22 protein-coding genes are annotated in these 22,199 nt (G+C 41.9%); 5 read left to right on the top strand and 17 right to left on the bottom strand.

Annotation, left to right across the window (positions count from 1 at the left end):
* Together FHW89_RS26305 and FHW89_RS26300 are read right to left on the bottom strand one after the other, a co-directional pair.
* The coding region (locus FHW89_RS26305; RefSeq protein WP_172338026.1) for a hypothetical protein at positions 1-3,392 on the bottom strand (3,392 nt) is incomplete at its 3' end.
* Between the two features lie 21 nt (positions 3,393-3,413).
* Positions 3,414-4,424, bottom strand: coding sequence for a hypothetical protein (locus FHW89_RS26300; protein WP_172338025.1), 1,011 nt, complete (start codon positions 4,422-4,424; stop codon positions 3,414-3,416).
* A gap of 1,063 nt (positions 4,425-5,487) precedes the next feature.
* Between FHW89_RS26300 and FHW89_RS26295 the strand changes: the two genes are divergently transcribed.
* Together FHW89_RS26295 and FHW89_RS26290 are read left to right on the top strand one after the other, a co-directional pair.
* Entirely contained in the window at positions 5,488-6,081 is a 594-nt protein-coding gene (locus FHW89_RS26295) for a hypothetical protein (protein WP_172338024.1), read from the top strand.
* A complete protein-coding gene (locus FHW89_RS26290) occupies positions 6,078-6,299 on the top strand; it encodes a hypothetical protein (protein ID WP_172338023.1) in 222 nt (73 codons plus the stop codon). The genes FHW89_RS26295 and FHW89_RS26290 overlap by 4 nt, the downstream gene beginning before the upstream one ends.
* Before the next feature lie 199 nt (positions 6,300-6,498).
* On the opposite strand, the gene FHW89_RS26285 is transcribed toward FHW89_RS26290, so the two are convergent.
* The 5 genes from FHW89_RS26285 to FHW89_RS26265 form a co-directional block, all read right to left on the bottom strand.
* Positions 6,499-6,732 (bottom strand): hypothetical protein, encoded by a 234-nt coding sequence (locus FHW89_RS26285; RefSeq protein ID WP_172338022.1) that lies wholly within the window; start codon positions 6,730-6,732, stop codon positions 6,499-6,501.
* Complete coding sequence (locus FHW89_RS26280) at positions 6,732-7,829, bottom strand: S1/P1 nuclease (protein ID WP_253952326.1); 1,098 nt, start codon at positions 7,827-7,829, stop codon at positions 6,732-6,734. The genes FHW89_RS26285 and FHW89_RS26280 overlap by 1 nt, the downstream gene beginning before the upstream one ends.
* 484 nt (positions 7,830-8,313) lie before the next feature.
* Positions 8,314-10,332 (bottom strand): conjugal transfer protein MobC, encoded by a 2,019-nt coding sequence (gene mobC, locus FHW89_RS26275; RefSeq protein WP_172338020.1) that lies wholly within the window; start codon positions 10,330-10,332, stop codon positions 8,314-8,316.
* A gap of 4 nt (positions 10,333-10,336) precedes the next feature.
* Positions 10,337-11,578: a relaxase/mobilization nuclease domain-containing protein gene (locus FHW89_RS26270; protein ID WP_172338019.1), complete on the bottom strand. Its 1,242-nt coding sequence runs from the start codon at positions 11,576-11,578 to the stop codon at positions 10,337-10,339.
* Positions 11,560-11,970 (bottom strand): mobilization protein, encoded by a 411-nt coding sequence (locus FHW89_RS26265; protein ID WP_172338018.1) that lies wholly within the window; start codon positions 11,968-11,970, stop codon positions 11,560-11,562. The genes FHW89_RS26270 and FHW89_RS26265 overlap by 19 nt, the downstream gene beginning before the upstream one ends.
* 1,082 nt (positions 11,971-13,052) lie before the next feature.
* Here FHW89_RS26265 and FHW89_RS26260 point away from each other — a divergent pair.
* Positions 13,053-14,165: an exo-alpha-sialidase gene (locus tag FHW89_RS26260; RefSeq protein ID WP_172338017.1), complete on the top strand. Its 1,113-nt coding sequence runs from the start codon at positions 13,053-13,055 to the stop codon at positions 14,163-14,165.
* 212 nt (positions 14,166-14,377) lie between these two features.
* Here the strand turns inward: FHW89_RS26260 and FHW89_RS26255 are convergent, their stop codons facing one another.
* The 4 genes from FHW89_RS26255 to FHW89_RS26240 all read right to left on the bottom strand — a co-directional run bounded on the left by FHW89_RS26255 (position 14,378) and on the right by FHW89_RS26240 (position 17,485).
* The gene (locus tag FHW89_RS26255) at positions 14,378-14,881 is read right to left on the bottom strand and encodes a hypothetical protein (RefSeq protein WP_172338016.1); all 504 of its coding nucleotides are present in this window, start codon (positions 14,879-14,881) and stop codon (positions 14,378-14,380) included.
* Between the two features lie 157 nt (positions 14,882-15,038).
* Complete coding sequence (locus FHW89_RS26250; protein ID WP_172338015.1) at positions 15,039-15,818, bottom strand: hypothetical protein; 780 nt, start codon at positions 15,816-15,818, stop codon at positions 15,039-15,041.
* Between the two features lie 44 nt (positions 15,819-15,862).
* On the bottom strand, positions 15,863-16,753 hold the full coding sequence (locus FHW89_RS26245; RefSeq protein WP_172338014.1) for a winged helix-turn-helix domain-containing protein: 891 nt from the start codon (positions 16,751-16,753) through the stop codon (positions 15,863-15,865).
* A gap of 108 nt (positions 16,754-16,861) precedes the next feature.
* Positions 16,862-17,485 (bottom strand): TetR/AcrR family transcriptional regulator, encoded by a 624-nt coding sequence (locus FHW89_RS26240; RefSeq protein ID WP_172338013.1) that lies wholly within the window; start codon positions 17,483-17,485, stop codon positions 16,862-16,864.
* A 127-nt stretch (positions 17,486-17,612) separates the two neighbouring features.
* On the opposite strand from FHW89_RS26240, the gene FHW89_RS26235 reads away from it, so the two are divergent.
* A complete protein-coding gene (locus FHW89_RS26235; protein ID WP_172338012.1) occupies positions 17,613-17,765 on the top strand; it encodes a hypothetical protein in 153 nt (50 codons plus the stop codon).
* A gap of 118 nt (positions 17,766-17,883) precedes the next feature.
* Positions 17,884-18,420: a hypothetical protein gene (locus FHW89_RS28900; RefSeq protein WP_371742492.1), complete on the top strand. Its 537-nt coding sequence runs from the start codon at positions 17,884-17,886 to the stop codon at positions 18,418-18,420.
* 65 nt (positions 18,421-18,485) lie between these two features.
* On the opposite strand, the gene FHW89_RS26230 is transcribed toward FHW89_RS28900, so the two are convergent.
* From FHW89_RS26230 to FHW89_RS26205, 6 genes are all read right to left on the bottom strand, one after another.
* A complete protein-coding gene (locus FHW89_RS26230; RefSeq protein WP_172338011.1) occupies positions 18,486-18,860 on the bottom strand; it encodes a hypothetical protein in 375 nt (124 codons plus the stop codon).
* Between the two features lie 83 nt (positions 18,861-18,943).
* Complete coding sequence (locus FHW89_RS26225) at positions 18,944-19,699, bottom strand: SDR family oxidoreductase (protein WP_172338010.1); 756 nt, start codon at positions 19,697-19,699, stop codon at positions 18,944-18,946.
* A 72-nt stretch (positions 19,700-19,771) separates the two neighbouring features.
* Complete coding sequence (locus tag FHW89_RS26220) at positions 19,772-20,344, bottom strand: Crp/Fnr family transcriptional regulator (protein WP_172338009.1); 573 nt, start codon at positions 20,342-20,344, stop codon at positions 19,772-19,774.
* On the bottom strand, positions 20,341-20,928 hold the full coding sequence (locus FHW89_RS26215) for a Crp/Fnr family transcriptional regulator (RefSeq protein WP_172338008.1): 588 nt from the start codon (positions 20,926-20,928) through the stop codon (positions 20,341-20,343). The genes FHW89_RS26220 and FHW89_RS26215 overlap by 4 nt, the downstream gene beginning before the upstream one ends.
* Before the next feature lie 78 nt (positions 20,929-21,006).
* Complete coding sequence (locus FHW89_RS26210) at positions 21,007-21,588, bottom strand: YdeI family protein (RefSeq protein WP_172338007.1); 582 nt, start codon at positions 21,586-21,588, stop codon at positions 21,007-21,009.
* A gap of 26 nt (positions 21,589-21,614) precedes the next feature.
* Positions 21,615-22,175: a DUF4256 domain-containing protein gene (locus FHW89_RS26205; protein WP_172338006.1), complete on the bottom strand. Its 561-nt coding sequence runs from the start codon at positions 22,173-22,175 to the stop codon at positions 21,615-21,617.
* Positions 22,176-22,199: the final 24 nt, after the last annotated feature.

Below are 22,199 nucleotides of genomic sequence, written 5' to 3'. Positions count from 1 at the left end.
ATGTGTTTCAGAATGTTCCCGTCTTTATCCTTTACATTCATCAGCCGCTGGAAACTATCATATTCGTAATACGTCGTCTCGCCCTTCGAATCCGTTGAGCTTGTCATGCCCACTAAGGGATCGTAGGTATAGGTTGTCATCTGGGCATCCGATGGATAAAAACGCACATCATCGATTTGTGCATTCAAGTTGATCGTGTACGTACCGCCACTCACAGTAACAGGTGTTTTTACAAAAGACCAGGTCCCTGATACTTTCTGCCAATAAGTTAAGGTATAACTCCCGGCATCTAGCCCGGTTATGGCTTTGGTATAAATACTGAGATGACTGTAATGCCCCGTCTTACCATCATTCAGCGTACTGTTCCCATTTCCTTCTTCGAAACCATCATAAAATATATCATTGGATTTGGAATTTGTTGCCTGAGCTACTGGATAAACATTATTATATCCCCACTGATAGGCTTCATGGGCACCTAATGTTTTGGATTGTTCCAACAAATTACCACGAAGATCATAGTTGTAAAATTGCACTCGCTGCTCTGGTGTATAAGTTCGGGTTTGTAAAGTAACCGAATCCGGCAAGATCAGGTTCGACGGCCAGGTTTGGAAATGTGTTTTTGCAGCAAAAACAGGAGCATCGTTTAGCGTTTTAACAACTTTAACAGATTGATCAATCCGGTTTAGACTGTTAAGCGTATTAAGAATATTAATCTGCCCTCCATCCAGTCCAGTAATTGAACTTACATCTGGCGGATATTGATATCTGTATAAACTGGTCTTGCCATCGGAAGTAACTGTTTTGATCGCAGTCGGTAAAGCATGTACCGGATTATCATAACTGTACATAACAGTCTCCGTAACCGGGTTCAATCCTTGCTTATCGTAGGTAGTCGTTGTTACGGTATCAGCATAAAACCATTTACCAAATATTGAATAGGATAACGCATCAAATTGTGCTAATCTAAGCGAGGTTTCACCTGCACCGATAAGGGCCGCATTATATTTCTTATTAACCACATAGCCTTTAACCTCAAAAGCAGGAGAAGGCGCTGTTTTATAGTGCGTAGCGCTTGTTTTTATTTTAACCAGTTGTGTACCATTCTTAGCGAGTGTTGCTGTTTGAATTTCCAATCCATTCATGATTCCGAAATTACTCAACGGAGCGGAAGTTATACGCTCCCCCCAGATCACCGGGCCTGGTGTATCCTGATCCGTCAGATAAGTGTGGCTTATGCCACCGTTTTCAAAGTTCTCCCCATTGCTTTCAGTCACCTGCCGATATTGGACAGGGCTGTCCTGTAAATAGGTTGTTAATACCGAGTTGGAATATAAAGCATTATACTCACAGTTATAAACAGAAAATCCATTCCCTCCTTGACTTCCACCCGGACCAGTTGGGCCCTGGCAAACATCCTGTGTTTTAATATGCATGTAATACTCCGGCCCCGAAGAGGTAAGACCCGTAGAGAATTGATAGCCCGAACCTTCCCCGCCATAATATATTCGTTTTACAATCGGAGGATTAACGCCGCTATTATCAGCAGTAATGATCCGCAAAACCCTAACCCCGGCTTGAGGTAGGTTTGCGGGAGTGTCAACTGGATTGGTATTCCGATAATATGCAGCAGCACTTCCATACGTATTACCGCCGTAGGGAGTAATTCGGAGAGCATAGTTATGCCCTCCGGTAACCAGGGTACTATCCAGGTAACTTTCCCCTATATAGGTGGATTCTCTGATCGAAATGGTCTGTCCATTGGTCAGATCCAGCAACTCAGTGCGTGTTTTCAGGTAAGGCAAGATATTGGGATCAGGAGTATCTTGTCCCCTGTATTCACAAGTACTCGTAATGTGAACATATTGTGAAAGCAGGGGAGTAAATGTTGACGATGTAACTGGAACTCCTGTTCTTGTACCCGAACCTAAACCACTAATATTTACATTGAATACAGGAGCTGGAGTTACCAGATTGCCAAAAATAGTATTCGATTCATAACTAATAGAATCACGTCCCCCTGTAGGATAAACAATACGTGTTAACAAACCCTTTTTTGCAAACTGCCAATCAGGTGTTCGATCTGCTAGATCAGTAGGAAAACCATCTAAGCTTTGCAGTTTTGGAATCATATAACGGTTATTGGTTTTACCGTTATAATACCCATAATAATCCTGGCTATAAGAACAACGGGAAGGCAATCCGTATACATCATCATATGCAAAAGTATGTTGATGCATCTCTGATCCGTTTCCAGAAACCTCGGAAACGGCACTTAAGAAATAACGGACATCGAGTTGATCTGCAGAATTAACCTTACCCGGTGTAGCCTTTAAATAGTTGAAATTATACGTTTTTAACAATGTAGAACTGTCTGTACTCGAAAAATATCTAATTCGGGACAGCAGGTATTCACCGTATACATCCTGCCGGGAACTATAGTCCAATTTGACATTGCCAGTAATGGATGATGTAATATTGGTTAGGTAAACAAAATGATTGGATACATAACTTTGGCAGGTTTGATCAGGAAAGTCATTACATTGCGAAGGTAAGCCGGCACATAAGGTACAACCTGACGCTATTTTACGCATCATGACCTGATTAATACCTGCCTGATATGTACTAGTACCCTGACCATATGTAAAATTGATCACCTCTCCAGTATAGGCTACAATCTTACTGAGGAACCAGGCGTTCTTAATGTATTGCGGCGAGTGCGTATTGCAGTTATTGTCATTCCGTGAACTTTCCGTAGCATTAGTGCCCCCGAAATAATATTTATCGCCATTAGATGTAGTCACCCGGAAGCTGTAATTTTCTATGTTTGGTTCAATTTTGATGTTCGAATGCGTTATTAGCCTCACCGTTCCATCAGTAATGATAAATTTGCCCGTAAAACCGCCAAAATTAAAACTATAAACATCCGGCTGGGTATCAAATAAGCCACTTTGATTTGTAGCCGATAAAAAAAAGTTTAAAAGGCTATCAGAGGGCGTAACCAGATCTGTGGGGGGTAAAAGCGGCTGACCAAGTTCATCCGGCTGATCATAAACTACCCGGCTGATCATCCCACCAATTTCCAGATTCCAACCCATGCCCACACGGGTTCCTATCTGATCCACCTTAATACCGTTGGATGTATAAGACAAGGCTATAGGAACACTTAAGTGTCCTGCTGTATAGGTAAAAAGAGGTATCTGCTTACTAACCGCACCAGATATATTGGACGCATTGATACCGCCGTATTTACCAAGCTCAAATGCTGTCGGAGAAGGGGGAAGTATATTATTCAATTTCGTAAAATCAGCCGGGGTGAGTTGCCCTGAAGTTTGGCCAAAGCACTGCAGATAGCCCAAACTTAGAATGAGCAAAAAATACGACTTAAATCTCATATGGTAAGTTCTTGATCAGTTTTATTTTGCAATCTGTTTTTTAATCACGTCAATCTGATTTTGTAAGTCAGTTATCTTTTGATCCTTATCAATTAAATACAAAGTCAACTCCTCCACTTTCTTCATCAACAGTTTATTCATCTCTCCCAAATTCAATCCTTCTTTAGCTATGACTTGATCTGATGGTACTTCGGGTAAATGCTGATTCTGGTCGATGTATGCTTTTACTTCGCTTAATGGACGTAACTGATAATCTTTTTTGAAAACATAATCAGGCCAGGTACCCGCTGCTTTGACAGTTACGGATGTAGCAATAACGTTTCCATTTACGGCGAATTTATATCCTTTTGTGTCAGTAATTCCGATGCCCACATTGCCTCCATTTGGATTTAAAAACAAGTTACCAAGGGTAGAGCCGGAACTTTGAATGCTTTCAATCGTTGAATAACCGTTTTGTTTTGCAGAAATTTTTAGCAGCAATGAGGTAAACCCACCTGCTCCTGTGTTTGAATTACCTATCACCACTCCTCCGGGTCCTTGAGGATCTACGGTTAATGAAGCAGATGGAGTCGTTGTTCCTATACCAACGTTACCTCCTCCATCGATAGTGATATCATCACCGTAATACCAGGTAGCACCTGACCCAACTTTATTAAACATTCTCCGGGTACCCAAAACCATCTTTCCGGTAGCATCGCTGGTGTTACCATTACCAGCAACTGTAATAATTCGGGCTTGCCCCCAGGGGTTAGAACCGTCGGTATTTGCAGGAATAACAAATTCCAATTGCGCCCCATTGGCAAGACCCCGTCCTCCATTATTAGACTGGATGATCAATGATTTCGCATCAAACTGTGTGCTTTGATTGATAAAGGTTCCGGCTCCAACAATATGCAATAACGACTGTGGTGTAGTTGTGCCGATGCCAATGGAATTGCTTGTTGAAGTAATAGTGCCATTAGTGGTCCATTGAGCTTGTACTAATGATGAAAAGCTTAAAAATAGAAATAGTGAAAAGATCAGTTTCTTCATGATATAAAAGGGCTAAAAGTTTGATAAAAATGTATAGGCAAAATCAATCTGTATTAGATTGAAGCTAAACTATTATGTAATGAGTAAATGCTGTTTGATTGAAGCCTTCTGAAGGCTAATGGCTGGGGATTTCTTACTGTGATAATTTAGTCATATACTATTGTTCAGGTGCTTCAAATATAATTATTTATCAATTCAAACAAATAGCCTTCAATAATATTTAACATCTTATTTAAAACAATTGTTAATATTCTCTGCGAGCCGCCTGCGAACAAAACCGTCTGTGGAGGGAGAGCTTAAAAAGCGGCTTCACAGAATGCTTCACAAGAAAGTGGCGGAGTGTTTGATAAATGGCTGGTGGGAGAGAACTCAAACGGTGTGACACTTTCGAAGCGGTTTGCGAGAAGCAGGTGAGTCTAACATGAGACCCGATTGAGTTTAATTGTATGGAGCGTAGCGGAATGCTATTAAAGACAGAGAAAGGTTTCGTGATGCACGACTTTGCGATCTCAAATAGCATGACAGGGTGAGAGTGTAAGCATTATGAAGTACTGCACATTTTAAGATGGTGGTTATAGAGTAATAGCATGTGCAATAAAAATGTGCGGACTGATAGTGCTATGGCAAAAGAAGCCTGGCGTGATATTATGATGACCAAGCCGTATCCGCCGCCGGATACACGCCAGGACTCTATGTCGGCTATGGCGCCCTGCTCACACCCCAACAATCGGATCAAAACTTATCTTTCCGCCATTACTGGCGCGCCTATAACGGGCCGCAGGTCGCTACCCGGGGGGGGGCGGCTAATACAAAAAAAACGCAAAAAGAAGTCAATGGACTCCTGGTGGATCCGGATATCACCCCAACCGATCAATTGGGCGGTTCTCCACTCTGGCTGTCTTTATAGCTTCTAGTGCCACAGGCCATGAAACTTTTATACGATAATCTGAAATCCATCCATCCATCACCTTAGACCGGCATTCACAATAAACAGCTTTATATTTTTAAATACACACCTTTATTACTAATATATTTAGTAATTTAGTTCCAAGAATAGGAAATCATGCCTGATAATAATACCTTAATAGCAGTGAGCGCCTTCTCCGGGCTTGCGGGTGCTTTACTTACCCAGACCCTAACGGGCTTTTTCGCCTATATCAGCGATAAAAGAAAATCCGGCACGGATTTGAAAAATCAGTTAAGAAATAAGCAAATCGAGATCGCAGAGGCTTATTATTTCATGACCGGCGAGACGATGGCCCAGGTAAAAAAAAACATCAATTACTGGACAAACCGAAACCGAAGCGATGCCAGTTTTGCCTATTTACAAAAAGAGATAAAAAAGCTGGATGCCCGCCTGGAACAGTTAAATACGGAAAACTGGAAACACAACCTCGTCAGCCTGTATTTTCAAGTTTCGCTCTCCCTGGATGAGATTCTCGACACCAATACCCGGACGCATGCGCTATACCTCAAAACACTCGATATTGCCGATCAACTGAACAAGGCGAAGAAAGAAGAGCAGGAATTGCTTCTGGGGCAATACAACTTAGCCATATTTGATCTGTGTGGCCAGTATGAGCTGCTCTATCAGATGCTGGAGCAGGATATGCAAAAAGTAAAAACGGCCCTGTTACACAGTTTTAAAACCACATGACCCTATTTCAATTTATCGGCTTGGCGCTGCACGAAAAGGCACAATATGTCTGGCAGGGACAGTTCCTGGCGGTACGGGAAGAGCGCGGGAAACGGATACTCCTGTATAAAGTCGATGATTATTATGCCGAAGTGTTTTATGATTTTGACAAAAATGAGCTAGTAGAAATCAGAGGGTTTCGCTCCAGGAGCATGTTGATCTCTTATCTTCACCTTTGAAGTACACAAACACGTGGGGCTTACTTATACGTTCCTCAATAAAAGTGATCATCGCTCAAACCATGCTTCTGATCCATTGCATATGGTTCATGGTCTCCTCCATACTATAGTAAGAACCATTGGCTGGATACCTGCCCTTGATGAACTTTTACGATTTTCTGTTTTATCCGGTTTATTTTTTCAATACGCCTCACAACAATCAAAGCTTCTGTAATTTTTCCGCAATAGCTTGCAGCAATCCGGTATCCGGCAGGGTTTGCGACGTACCTGTCTTCAGCGCCTGGTAATTTCCCGCCTCATCAGGCTCGAACACATAGGCTATATCAGCTATCGATACCGCAATCCGATAGGTATAACCATAACGCTGGAAAGCAGCCGGCAATTCCAGTATTTGATCCTGGTAATTGATCTCGAGGATAAACGGCTCGTTCATCAGAATTTCATCTGGCTCTTATCGGTTATGACCATCTCCGGCTTACCTTTATACTCGATTACTTCGCCGGTAACCGTCACTATTTTACCCTCCAAGCCCGCTCCTGTTGCTTTAGCCGCTCCTTTGATCGCCAGTGTCAGCGACTGGTTCGGATAAGCCGCGCCCATATTCGCTAAGATCATGCTGCCAATATCTTTAACACTATAAATCTTGCCGGTCATGCTTACCGTCTTTCCAACATACTTTGCCGCGTCTTTGGCATCGATCTGTCCTATAATCCCACTATTGCCTTTGGCACTGTCTTGCAAAGCTTGGGAAACAGGAGCAGACGGGGCCGCCTCAGCATTGAAAAGCTTGTTCAATTCACCAGCCAGGCGGATGCCAGCCTGTTCGATCCGCTGATGAATAACCGGAATATATTTTTGATAATAAGCCTCATCGATCGTCTGCCCTGGTTTAACCCCGGCATATAGCTCACTGCTGATCCGGTAGCTTTCCCATAACCATTCCATGGGACTATCTGTCTGCCATTTTTTAATTTCCACTGATGTAGCCGTATCATACTGTTTAGCCATATCTTGCAATGACAGACCTTCATGGTCAATAAGCTTGCTATCCCATAGGCTATGCAGATTGGTACCCTTATCCTCAAAACGGACCTGGACCGTATTACCACCCTTATCCTCCTTACGACTGACATGCATCGGCTGGTGAGCATCACCGATCAGATGGATCAGGTATTTCAAGGCCTCGTTTTTCTGATCGGCAGTCAGGCTTTTATCCTTTAATTGCGCCTCTGTTTTTACGATAGCTGTATATACGTTACCATCGCTTTGTGAAACAAATTTCGCAAATTGGTCGTGATTCAATCCCAATGGCAGATTGAGAAAATGCCAGGGGGCAGTGATATTACTGCGATTCTCGTCTGCCCAGGTGCTTACCTCGGCCATGCTTTCACCGCGCAAATAAGCGGAAACATTATAGGCCGTATTACTAGTTAAATGTTTTTGAGCAATGGCGGCCACAACACGGTGCCCTTTAAAGCCCCAAGATATCAGCGTCAAAATGCTTACACTGAACAATACGGTAAGAATCATTCTTTTCACGGAGGCGAATATAATTATTCCGTATCAGTCGCGCCAATCTTATTACTAAAAATATTAGCCACCCATGAAGTCTATTTTACCCTGCTCCATAATGACAAAAACGCTATTCTTTCAGCCGGCCAGCAAACATGTTAAAATCTCCCGGAAGAAAAGTGGATACAATCCAAACAACATTTCAACAATTTGATCTCATAGAAACATAACTTGTCCATAACCATCTAGCTGTTCAAGAGGAGGACGCTGGCTGGCTTCCGGCAATTGCAATACCCTGGGCATGCGACTGAGTAATCTGGTAATTATCGGGATACAATAATGGATATGAGATCTCATCAAAAAAGCCTGTTCTTTTCCGGAACAGGCTTTTTTGATAGGGGTCTGTTACGTTAACAATTTTCCAGAGCCCTAGTATATCTTCGCATTAATACCTTAGCTGAAAAAACAATGGAACTGGCTAAACGTTTACCCTTTATAGGAATTACATAGACAGCGTATGTCCGGTATCATCATCCTGACCAGTTGTCTTCCCCCCGCCTTCATCCGGTGTTTGCTTCGCCTCTATTAACGCCATTTCCGAGCGGATTAGATGTCCAATATCCGCTTTAATAGACAGATAATTTTCCAGCACATCTTCTTCGGTCACCGTAGTCACTTTAGGAATCGGTTTAAAAGCCGCTTCTTCTTTGGCCATCGCCGCGTGATCCTGCCGGATGCGGGCATGGAACATTTTCAACTCCATCGGCTGATCCGGATTATCCGCCACCATACCTACAAATTCACCTGATGACAGGGTCGCTATTTTTGATGCGGGTATCGCATAATCCAGTTGAGTCGCTTTTGAAATGGAGGTATCGGTGCTATTGACGGTCATGCTGTTCTTATCCTGTACGATCTTACCAAAATTCTCAGACAGCTTTTTAGCCGTATCACCGGTTACCTGGCCCGAAATAACATTGCCGATAATTCCCGTAATCACGTCCGCCTGGTCAGCCCCATAATCTTTTTTTAGCTGGCTAAAATCCTGCACGGCAAGCGTTGTAGCCACTTTATTGCTGCGGGCCGTAGCAATGAGACCATCTATATTATTAAAGAAAATGGTCGGGAACTCGTCAAAGATCAGGCTGCTTTTCAATTGCCCCTTGCGGTTTACCAACTTAATCATACGGGATATATATAAGGACAATACGGCACCGTAAGTTTGCAATTTCTGTGGATTATTTCCCATACAAACAATTTTGGGAGCCCCGGGATTATTGATATCCAGCGTAAAATCATTACCTGATAATACATAGTATAGTTGTGGAGAGGCTAAACGTGCCAGCCCCACTTTAGCGCTGGCTACCTGACCTTCCAGTTGCGGCAGGGCATTCCGGTTATACGCTGAAATGAACGGGTTAATAAGGGCCCTTACCTCTGGCTGTGTGTTCAGGATGGGAAACAATTCATCATAATCCGCTTGCATCAGTTCGATCACATGCGGTAAAGTGCAGTATTTACCTTCCTCATATCGGCGCAGGTACCAGATGATCGCCGTCAAAAAGTTGATTGGGCTCTCGACAAAAAAATCACCTTGTTTCTTGATCCATTCGCGGTTTAGTCCCAACAGGATCGTTAGACTGGCTTCGGTCGCATCGGTGATATCATACATACTTAGCGGGTCAAGTGGGTTGCAGCGATGCGTACGGCACAGGTCGTCAAAATTGATGAGGTAGAAACGCGGCTGGACCTGGTAATGATGATGATATTTCAGCAACGTATTATAAACGATCTTGCTTAAATCGTCAAACTTAAAATCATACAGAAACATCGAAAAGCCTTTTTTGATGTGCTGGTCTATGATATGACGTATAATAAAGTAGCTTTTCCCCGCACCCGGTGTGCCCGCCACCAGTAACCCTCTAAAGGGATTGACTACATTGATCCAGCTCTCCCTAACCTTACCTTTTAAGTTATATTTTGCAGGCAGGTTAACCGAATATTCATTTTCCAGCTTGCGCTCCTCCTGGGGAAAAGTTTCATTATCCTTATTAAAAATATCCTTGTCCAGCTTTTCCCGCAGCAATCGTGTCACCCAGACCCCACCGGTCATGAAAAGCAAATAGCCAGTGGCCGTCAATCCCATGTAACAGATGGCAACCAAATTCAACCTGGCAGGCAGGTAAAAAGCCAGTATGCTGATCCAATAGATCAACAGCCCGCTCAACAGACAGGCCATGCAGCTTTTCCAGTTCAGCCTTTCCTCTTTTTTGCCTTTCACACCGATCAGTGAAATGACCAAGCAAAGCAAGCCGGCAAGCTTAGGCCGCCACCAGTTGATAAATAAGCCCGTCCTGGCGATATTGCCAACTATACGATCCGTAATGGCAGCCGTCCAGTGCCAGCTTTCAAAGGCCTTATAACAGCTTGTATAAAAATGAATGGCCAGTATAAAAATACTAATCAGCCGGGTGAACTCAATGATCTTACGCAGGCCCTGGCTATCTTCTCCCGTTTGCATCGCTTTATAGGTTTAGTCCCTGATCCTGTTGTTTGTCTTTGCGTCGCTTCTTCTTTCGACCGACGCTTGGCGCCACTTGTGCTTGGTTAGAAACTACCGATAATCGCGGTATCCAGCGGAGTTGTTGCTCTGCCTCTTCTTTGAATTGGCTAGCCGGTATTGGCGATGGCGATAAACATCGTGGTTTATCGACGGAGCCAAAGCGTTCCAGCAAAGCGTTCGCGCCATAACCCTTGCCCAGATCGCTGCCATTGAATACTGTTCGGTTGCGGTTATCGATGAACGTCACCCCGTAAGTGAAGCCCTGCGCATTACTGCGGAACAGCACAGTGATGTTTCGCTCACGCAGCTCCCGGACAAACGTATTTTTGGTCAGACCGTTATGGTTTTTAAATACCTGTTCGATGGCTTTCTTCAGCGGCTCCCGGTATTGCCGCCGTCTTCCCTGGTTGCGTTCAAATTCTTTTTGCAGATTAACGAGCGTTGGCTTGTTATAAATAGCACTGGCTTTGATCGGTACACCGACCTGCCGGCCCTTCCCGTCGATGAGACTGTACAGCAGTCCTCCCTTTTTCCGCATCACCGTCTGCTCGCCTCCAAGGTCGGCTACCACATTGAGCTGCCGCAATACCGCGTTGAATTCCGCCAGCGAGGTAAAGCGATAATCCTGGATCACCGCACTCACCACCTGCGTGATCACTCTTTTGGTCGGCGTCTTGCCATAGTGAGCTTTTTCAATAGCGGCGGGCTTAATGGTGAACCGGTCACTCAGCGTTTTGCCTTTGGCTTCTACCAGGTCATACTCTTTTTCCAGGGCTTGCCGCGCCGGTTCGGATAAGCGCCAGCCGATACCATGCGTGTCTATACGGCGACCATCCGATTGCACATTCACCGTAGCGATGTGCACATGTGTATGAGCAGCATCGGTGTGCTGGTAAACCAGATACGGCTGATCGCTGAAACCGATTCGCTCCATATAAGCCATACTGATCAGCTGCAGTTTTTCCGCGTTCAGTTTATCCTGAGGGTCGAAGTTCAGTGAGATATGTATCGCGTTTGTCTTTACGCGGCTGTTGAGTATGGTCAGCTGTTCAAATCGCTTCAGCTTTTGCTCAAGACTGAACTGACTGATATCTCCCGCGAAACCGCTGGCTAACAAAAGCCGTGCTTCACCCTTAGTCACTTTATTTTCGTTGTAGTGCAGCATCCCCCTGATATTTTTTCCGTTCACGAATCTTGCAACCATTTCGCGGCTAAAGCATTGACAATTCTTAATAACTCTTCGGTCTTTTGCCCTACTTGCTGGTATAACCCCGCGGTCTTTAAAGCATAAAAGCCTTTCTGCGCATCAGTCCGGCTTTGATGAAAATACCGGGTCTGTTGATTGATGTTGATGCCGACGGCCTTCAGTTCCTTGCGAATCAGGGCCAGCTGCTCCATTGGCGCGTTCATAGAAACGTCGACGTAAAAGCATTTGATGGGCTGATCTGACAGGATCATCCGCGCTACTTCGCCGATGCTTTGGTAACCGCTCTCTTTCATCAACTTCTCCAGCTTTAGAAATACCTTTTCGGTCACCCGCAAGATGATGGGATGGCTCAGTATTTCTTCCGGGTTCTCTAACTTTTTCCTGGGCATGATAATAGTTTTTAAATGCTCTTCCAGACGGCACGAGTTCCGAGCGCCGGCCTGACCGTAAGGGCAGCAAGATGATTTTCGTATACGAAAATCCATCTTGCTGCATTCTGGCGAATGCAGAAAATGACCTTACCACCAGCATTTGAATACCTTCGGCTTAACGATTTTCGTTAATATTTGGATTTTTGATCAGCGGTGTGAACGACCGTAATAATTTGCGGATTTGTTGCCGGGGATGTTCGCGAAGTTGTCTGACTCTACGAGAATAATTACTATTGGAAGCAGCGGTCTGTTGACCATTTGTAGTAGGTAGTTTGTTCATGACCATGGGTTGAATGATCAAAGATGAGATGCCTAGATAAGCTTAATTCGCAAGGCAGACGGTAAGTGCGAATAATTATTTAAATAGGAGAAAACTCACAAACTGTTTTCCAAATTCCATAATACACGTATATTGGAAAGCCATAGAGGTGCCAGGCGGCTCAATCAACTGGCGGACATACTCAACAGGCAATGGCCGCTGGTGCAGCTATTTCATCCAGAAAAACAACCATTTTTGCAAAGCGCTTTCCATTAGGTACAACTTGACAAAGGGGCAAGTAGTGGCTTTTGGTGACATTCCCACGTTTCAATAAGTTTCCCGTCGCCTGATACAAAAAATCCGTTTCATTCACTTAAGCGCAATAAAACTTGCAAATCTTCCAAAAAACGGTTCGAAATCTGTATCGTCGGGAGTACAAATCCTCGATACTGGCGTATCGGGGATTTTGTTTTTATGGTGCGGTGATAAGACTGACCATGGGCTAAATTTCTGATATCTTCTTGGGTGTTTTCTACCGGTTCGATACCCACTTCTGAATATCGTTATTTTTTACATTAGTAAAATTGTAGGTTTTTGCCATATGATGTCTCCATCTTCATATAGGCTCTCTAACATCGAAAGCGCCTTTACAACAGAGCATTTTTCGACCATAATACATTCCATTTACTATTTATTTACAAAGTTTACATTTTAATTTACAATCCTGATTACTTAAGCCGAAAAACATCAAAGTAGATTTGTTGCATCAAATTTATAGGACATGAAAAATAAAAAATTGAAAAAATTATTTGTGTTTGTTCCGGCCACCCTCCTGGTATTATTTCTCCTAAACTCTTTTGTACTAAAAGAAAAGGAAGCGGGGAAGAAAACAACAGCAGGGACTAAATCAGGGCTTGCAAACATCGTTTTCAGATCTACTGATGGCGGACAAACATGGCAGGACATTAGCAAAGGGCTGCCTGAAAAATTGCAGAAAGAAGGTGTGTGGAGTCATGGTTTATTTGCAAATGACCGTGGGCTCTATTTGCGTACCGGTAATGGGGTTTATCACAGTGAACCAAATGCCACAACTACTTTTTGGACAAAAGAGATCTTCCCTGGTGAACAGCGTGAGATTGCCCCTGGCAAGAATGGGATATTTGTATATAGTTTCAGGGGACAGTTTTTACAAAAGATAAACGGAAAGAGTGATTGGTCGCCCATGTACACAAATTTTCAAGAGCAGGCCGTACGTCTTAACAGAACGATAGATTGGATGTACACGAATTATAAAGAGAAACAAGTATCCAGCGTTTTTGAAACTACGGGAGGCACAGTTTTCATCGGCTCCAACAACGCCCTTTTTAAATCCACCAATAGTGGAAAAACCTGGAAATATGTGCATGTTGTAGGCTGGGTAATGAAAATGGTAGAGTCAAACGGTGTACTCCTGGCTGCCAGCACACAGGGAATATTAAGATCGACCGATGATGGTGAAAACTGGGATCGTGTGATTAGTGAAGGGGGTACTGGTGTCGCCGTGGAACGTATTGATGGAGGATTTGCTGCTATAGCCTACAACATGATAACCCAAACCAACACCATACACATTTCACTGGATAGTGGAAAAACCTGGAATGACATAGGTGAAGAACTTCAGCCTTCTTGGAGTAGTTTATTAATGAAAAAAATAGGAGGGCCTCAATATTCATTGAATATTTCATCAATCAAACAAGTGGGTAACTATTTAATATGTGGTCGCTCAGATGGTATATTCCGATCATCAGATATGGGCAAAACATGGAAACTGCTACTTCCATCTGTAGAAAATAGAGGCTTCAATTTATCTGTTTCAGGCAACGTGATTTATGCCATACCAAATAAAGGATGTTGAAAAATTCCAAGTCCTATAATACCTACTCATAAAAAGGGCTGTTAGTGGTATCAGTTTTATATTCAATAAACGTTTGGATAAACAGTTAAACGCATTAAGACTTCTAAATCCTCAATAAAGTGTTTGGAAATCTGTATCGTCCCGAGTACAAACCACCGATACTGGCGTATCGGGGTTTGTTTTTATGGTTCGATGATAACACTGGCTATGGATTAAGATATATTAGTATTCCGTTGCGTCCAAAGCCAATCACCTGATTCTATTAAATTTGTAGATTCCCGGTAACCGGTCCAAACACCTTTCATACTTTTACCAGACAATCCCAGCTTTAGTTGGAATGAGCCGTGAAACCGGGATTTCCTATCCGGATGATACCATGTACCCGTAATAAATCTATTATCTATTATAATAGCTTTTATTCTTAATGGTTCGTTTAATTCAACCAGCTTTAGTAACTCATGATTTTCTGCGTCAGGTACGTTATATCCGTAAATTGTACCGAGTCTTTTTACAACATTTATGGCCTCTCTATATGTAACTAACTCACCATTATGGCTCATGGTAAATTCCACATGCCATAATCCTTCTATATCTGCTCTTTGTGGCAAATCAATTTTTGATAAAAGTTTGCCTAAACCTTGAACTATTGACTCACTAAAAAGAGCTGAAACAATTGCTGATATTAAAATGCCTGTGATAAGCGTAGATGTTGCCACTAATTGATTATTGAATATTAAAGTTTAGAATCTAAATATAAGATAATGATGGTAAAAAATAGTAAAGCATAATTTAAATATAAGATTAAAGCATAAAGGATGTTTGAGCGTAAAACCATTCAACATACGCGTGCGCCAACAGAGAGAAGCGAGGGCTTTATGCCATCGTTCTATATCTTTCTTCTAAGTGCTTTCCCTTATCAAAATTTTCTGCTATTATGTCATCAAGAATTTCGGAAAGGGAATACTTCAATTTCTTAGCCATAGGTTTCGCATCATGAACAAGAGAGTACACATTTAGCTTTTTATCAGTGGCAAGATAGTTCCCATCTTTCAGGTCATAGAAAGCGTAAAATTTTCGGTTATTAAAATCGATATCAAATATATCTTCAGGGTTCAGTTTACTTTTTATTTGATCATCAAGCCCATCATAAAATAGATCCAAATCGGAAGGCGGAAACTCGATCCGGGTACGTTCGAGATGTTGACTCTGAACTCTTTTTAAATCAAACTCTTCGATCTCATAATTTGAATTCTCTATCCTTATTCCAGCTAATAGATTTTCTTTAATCAGGAAATCAACACTTGTGTAATCATTCAATTTTTTTGAAAAAATTCGCTGACCGGAAAGTTGATAACTCGTTCTACGCTTCTTGAATTCTCTATGCCCATTTTCATCATAACCAATGGTTATAAACATAAACCCCGGAAATAAAATCCAGTCGCTTAAGCCGTAGAGCCGGGTTCTTTGGCGTTGCTCTTTTAATTCTTGATAGTCATCCGGTAAATTGGTAATCAAAGTATCTACTAAAAGTGTCCACTCCTGCCGCTGAATCTTAAATTTATAGGGTGGAAATATTTGTCCTATTAGTTTCTTTAATCCTTTCATTATATTCAAAATATGGCATGCAAGTTTGCTCTTTGCTGGCGCACGCATGTCGCGTGCTCGTGTGCCAGCACAAGGCTTGGGTGAGGCTGTTGTTAAGAGCTAATTTCCAGCTTATATCCTTTACCGCGTATAACAACAATATTTATATCAGGATCTGGCTCCAGTTTTTTTCTAAGTTTTGATATGAACATATCTAAACTGCGCCCCACAATAACACCTTCGTCTTCCCATATCTCTTTTTGCAGCCGGGCTCTCTCTATAGTCTCGTTAGGAGATAACGCGAAAATGAACAGCAAACGTGTTTCTGTTCCGGTCAAGTCAATTGTTTGTCCGTTTATGATGAGCTTCCGGTTCTTTTCATCGAATAACACCGAGCCCAAAGTGAATATATTAGTACGCTGATCGTCAGCCAGAGCTCTCCGGGGCTTAGCAGATCTCAAAAAAATGAAACCAACAAATGCTAAAAATGGCAAACTGCCCAGCAAAAATTCATTCTTTACTATACTTATGCCCTTCGGTTTGAATTTGATGTTGATCATATAACGTGCTTTGGGCTGCTCTCTTCCTATACATGCCACGATATCATCTTTTTTATTTTTTGATATAGCGTATCCATAAGCCACACTGGCGTTGTCACTGTTCAAAACGTTGACAACATAATCACCTGCAAGGGGGTCTTTGGCTAACAAACGCCGGGTAGTATTCACCAGGGAGCCTGGTTGAAAAGTAAGCTCACGCTCAAACCTGATCTGATACTCATTTTCGGCGATCTTTTTTACCGGAAGCACTCTTGACGTACTGTCGCCCGACTGTAAGAGTAATTCATGTCCGATCCTGCGGAGCAAAATCTCCCTCCTGGCGATATCAAAATCGTCATTGCCGGTCATACTGAAAGCCACGCAAATTATTGGGATAAACGAGAGCAATATCAATCCGAACATGTACTTGCGTTTTCCCGGGAGGAGATTTCGGATAAGATGCATAGTGTCAAGTTTTTATTTACAAAGTTTGCATTTTTATTTAATTATTTCCTTGTATTAGTTTAATAAGAGATTGGGTACATTTACTTTAGGCCTTATTTATCTACAACATTACTCATAGGTTTTATCAATTAAAAAGGATATGGCTTCTTCAATTTCGGTTCTCCCATCCTGGCTTTTAAGGTCCAGGCCACAAAACGTACAATCGTTGGTGCTTGCATAAATATCCAGATAATAAATTCCAGATATCAGCAAAGCCATGATAGCCCGATACCGTTTTGCATTTCCTTTGAAATGAGGATCGGTAATATTTTCAAATAGTATGGCGCCATTTTCTTCGCGGCTATCAGCCAGTTTTTTTAACGATTTCCTGTTCTCTATCAACCCCCAGAGCAGAATTTTCTGAAATTGTTTATTCTTGAAAACATAATCAAACTGGGATATGAGCATCGTTTTAGAGAGTGCTTTTCCTCCATCAGATATAGTCGGCCCTACTGATTCTTCTTTTACATTGCTCCAGAAATCCTGCGAACGGATGTATTCATCTATCAATTGATCGCGCCCCCCGAAGTAATTGTACATCAGTTTTTTGTCGAGCCCCGCTTCATGTGCAATATCGTTTACCTTCAATCCGGAAAAACCTTTGGTATGGAGAATTTTTTGTACTGCATCCAAAAATTTCTGCTTGCTCTTTTCTTTATTTCTGGTTAACTGAGGTTCTTTTTTCTGTTCCATATGGTAAGCTAACGACTGTCGCTGAAAATTACGCAATCAATTTTTAAATAATATATCACCATTTGGTGACATATTGTATATTTGCGCTGCCGAAGATATAATACACCACATTAACCAAACTAAAATCATGAAAAAAGTAATTCCACTTACCGAATTATCAATTGAAGAACTAGATAAAAAAAAGCAGATTATACAAGGTACATTGTTAGGTTTGGGGCTGGTGATGCTTGCCGCCTTTATAATTTTGCTTTATCTCACATTTACAGCTAAAAACGCCTAAGATTCTGGCTGCAATTCCCATATCCTGTGCTTTAGCCTTTTTACCGGCTATAATTAGTTTGAGCAAAATCAATATCGAGATTAAAAATCGAACTTCTAAATAAAAGCGTACAAAATCAATGAGGAAGACATTAATTCTAACTTTAATTGCCACACTTACCACTGGCTCAGTTTGCGCTATAGTTTGCTATATCAGGGCGGATAGTTTTTCATTCGCCTGGGCTCTAAATTTTTTATTGATGCTATGTGTACTTGCTTTTACCCAAACACTAAAAAGCCCACTCACTTCTTCGTACTTTAACACTAAGGCCTGGGAACGGGGAGGAAAAATATACGAACGTTTTGGAACAAATTTTTTCAGAAAATTACTGGTTTGGATTGGGTGGGAAAAGTTGGTTAGAAAATCAAATCCTATAGAAAAAAACACCCAGGCTTTGATGGATTTACACTATCAAACAAAAAAATCCGAATTGGATCACCTGATTATCTTGTTTATCGTACTGGGATTTAATGTTTTCGTGGCATTCAAATTTGGTTTTTCCAGATCCTTATGGCTGCTTGTACTAAATGTTATACTAAACCTTTATCCAATTTTTCTTCAGCGATATAATCGCCCACGAATAGAAAGGGCTATAAATTTAAGTAAACGGAGATAATAAGAACTTCACCTATTTTGGGGATATAACAAGAGCCCGATGCATCGCTGTATCGGGCTCTTGCATTAGCTGCGCGCTACGGATGATTCTTTGACAACCTGCCATTTTCCGGATGAGTGTCCCCAGATCAAGGTAAAGAATTTCGGATCTGGTTTTCCATTCAGTTCCAAATCGCGGGTCATCACCACCATGCCCATGTTATCATCACAAACAGCGTAATGAAACTCGGCTTTGGTATAGAAGGGTGCTGCGTTTACATCGCTATTCCCCTGAACAAAGCCAACAAGCTGCTCTTTGTTCATGGTATCTACAACCCCATTTTTATCAACTTTAACTATGAGCAAATTATCTGCATAAATTTGCTTTACGTATGGCACATTAAAATGCGTGGCCTCATAAATGAGCTCTTGGGTTAGTTCAATTAATTGTTCGCTGTTCATTCTTTTACTTTTTAGCAATTGATACAAATAGTGTGAATACAAAGGCCCGATATATAGCTGTACCAAGCCTTTGATTGTTATTCTTACCGCTGATTTTCAGGTATCACGATCCAATCGGCATATTTTGTTTTTCCCAGAAAAACAGCAGCTTCCGGCACTATAGTATCGGCTTCTATCGGTGCTCCTGAATACAGGGCATTTGCATCGGATGCCACATTGTAACTTTTATGGGTTGCCTGCAGATATTGCTTTACCCATACAGCCATGTCGAATTTTTCGGGGCCTCCTATTTCCAGGGTTTTGTTAACAGGCTGTTGTAATGCTGTTTGGGCCATAAAAGCCGCCACATCTTTACTCGCTATGGGCTGAATGTTGGCTGCCGGTAGTATCACCTTGCCATCAACCGTACTCATTTGAACAATACCACCGGCAAATTCAAAAAACTGCGTAGCATGAACTATAGTATATGGAATGCCCGATGCTTTGATCATATCTTCCTGCACCTGCTTAGCACGGAAATAACCGCTGGCCTGTAGTTTTTGAGTACCCACTACCGATAAGGCAATGTGATGCTGTACGCCCGCTGCTTTTTCTGCAGGTAACAGGTTTTCGTTGGCGGTTTTAAAAAAGTGCATCACATCATCATCCGCAAACGAGGGTGAGTTGGATACATCCACCACTACCTGCGCGCCTTGCAATACTTCTTTTAAGCCTTCACCGGTGAGTGTGTTTACACCATTGTTGGGCGAGGCGGCAACTACTTCGTGCCCGCTAAGCTTTAACTGATTTACTGTTTGACTACCAATAAGGCCGGTACCGCCGATAACTACTATTTTCATGATCTGTACTATTTAAGGTTAATTATATAGTACAAAGATGGAGATAGCCTTGCCGGGAAAACTTAAGCTGGTTTAAGAAAGGTATAGGTCCTGGTAGGTCTTTAAAGTTTCCGGGGAAACACCCATGTAACTGGCAAAAATAGCATCGGGAATTCTTCGGATCAGTTCCGGATAAGTAGTTCTGAAGTAGCGGTAGAAGTCTTCTTTAGATACGGTAGCAAATGTTTTTTGCTTGTATAAAGCCGCCCCGTAAGCCCGCTCATGAATTTTATTGAAGTACAAAGCCAGTAAAGGATATTGTAACAACAATGCCTCATAATTTTGCCTGCTTATACAGGTAATCTCCGAATCTTCCATTGCAGCAATTGCATAAACAGCAGGTTTAGTATCGGAAAAGGTTTTATAATCTGTTATCCACCAGTTTTCTAAGGCAAAATGTATTACCTGTTTTTCATTGTTATTTTCATAAAACAAGTACAGGCAGCCTTTATTAACAAAGTAAATAGTATCGCAAATCTCATTTTCTGTCAAAAGCAGTTCTTCCTTTTTCACCGATTTGGTTTGGAAAAATGGAGCTATATCTTGCTGCTGTATCCTAAAATTGGGAACGAGCTTTTGAATATGATGATATAATTGTTCGGTCATGAATTGGTTTTCTTCTTTACTTTCTTTTTTCTTAATTCGCTCAGGTACTCCGGTGTAAAGCCTAAAAAAGATGCTAGTACTTTTTGCGGGATGCGCTGAATAAATTCCGGGTATTTGGATTGAAAGAGGTCATAAAACTCATCCTTGGGCATCCTGGAGATCATCCGGACACGAAGCAATGATGCTGCGTATGCCCGCTCATATACTAAGCGGAAATAGTTTTCGATGATCGGGAATTTCGCGAGCATCAATTCATAATTGGGTGCAGTAATGGTCAGAACCTCCGTCGCTTCCAGCGCCTGAATGGTGTATCCTGATTTCTGGCCCGCTCGAAAAGCATTAATATCCGTCATCCACCAATTTTCTAATGCGAATTGCAGTGTTTGCTCCACTCCATTATAATCTGTAAAATACAAACGCAGGCATCCTTTTACCACAAAAAAATACAACAAACAACGCTTATTTTCTTCCAGTAAAATATCCTTTTTCTTAAATACTTTTGTTTCAAAAAAAGATAATATCATATCACCTTCTATCCCGGGAGTTGAAGTAACTTTTTGAATGTGTTGTATAAGCGGATGCATTTGTTTTTATGAAAACAATAGCCCAAATATAAGAAACAGCGGGGTTTACTTCACGCTGCAATAGGGATAGTAAAATTATTACTCATCATTCAATCCTTTGCCACTAAGAATTTGCAGCATATATTTTTCGACCCGGGCCTCCCGGGTTTTGGATTGCTTGGGTTTAGCAAAATGGAGGATATACGCCCTTTGCCGTCCAGGTGTTAGCGCCTCAAAGGCCGTTTTCAGGGCCGGAATACTATCTAACTTACTTTGAAATTCATCCGGCATAGGAAATTCATCAGTCTGCTTCAATTCCACCTTTAAACCGGCTTTTTCCACCTCTATGGCTTCATAAATACAGGCTTTCAGGATAGATTTTTGCTCTACTATTTCCAACACATTGGTAAACCGGATCTGGCGGGCCGCCTGCACATTTTCCGTTTGCTGAATCAGGATGCCATGGGCATTATTTAATAAGGCACCTTTAAAAAACAACAGTGCGCAATACTCTTTAAATTCATGTATTAATAGGACGTTGCCTTGCTGAAAAGTATAACAGGGGCAACCCCATTTCAATTCTTCTGTAAGCCCGCAGTCCAGAACTATCATTCTTAATTGTTCCAGCTCTTCCTGCCACTTTTGGGCCTTATTAAAATAAAAATCAACTCTCGGATTCATGTTGTCATTTTAATTAAGTACAAAATTTAAACCCTTAATGATCCCCGGAATCCCCTGGCGGCATAGTAAGACTCCGCACCGTTATGATATACAAATATGGTATCGTACCTACGGTCACAAAAGATCGCTCCACCCAGTTTTCTGATATCGGCAGGTGTTTTTACCCAACTTGATGTTTTGATATCAAATTTCCCCAGTTTCTGCAGCTCCCGATATTGCTCTTCTGTTAAAAGCTCAATACCCATTTCACGCGCCATTTCCACAGCACTGTTTCCTGGTTTATGTTCCTTCCTGGCTTCCAGTGCTTCATGATCGTAACAAATACTCCGGCGCTCTTTAGGGCTTTCGGCTGAACAATCATAAAAAATGTATTCATCTGTCTTTTGATCATAGCCAACAACATCCGGTTCGCCGCCGGTTATTTCCATTTCATCAAGTATCCATAGCTTTTCGGCATCCAGCTTTGCTTCTACCTGAGCCCAGGCTATACCTTTATGACGGTTCGTGTTTTTCTCAAAACGGATTTTCAATGTACGGAGTAATTCTTCAGATTGTTCTGATGATAATTGTTTTTTATTGCTCTTCATATGGTTTGGTTTATACAATATCCC

The organism is Mucilaginibacter sp. SG564 (assembly GCF_013149275.1).
Lineage (GTDB): Bacteria > Bacteroidota > Bacteroidia > Sphingobacteriales > Sphingobacteriaceae > Mucilaginibacter.
Note: the sequence above shows the minus strand (reverse complement) of the source record. Positions and strands in the feature narration are given on the sequence as shown.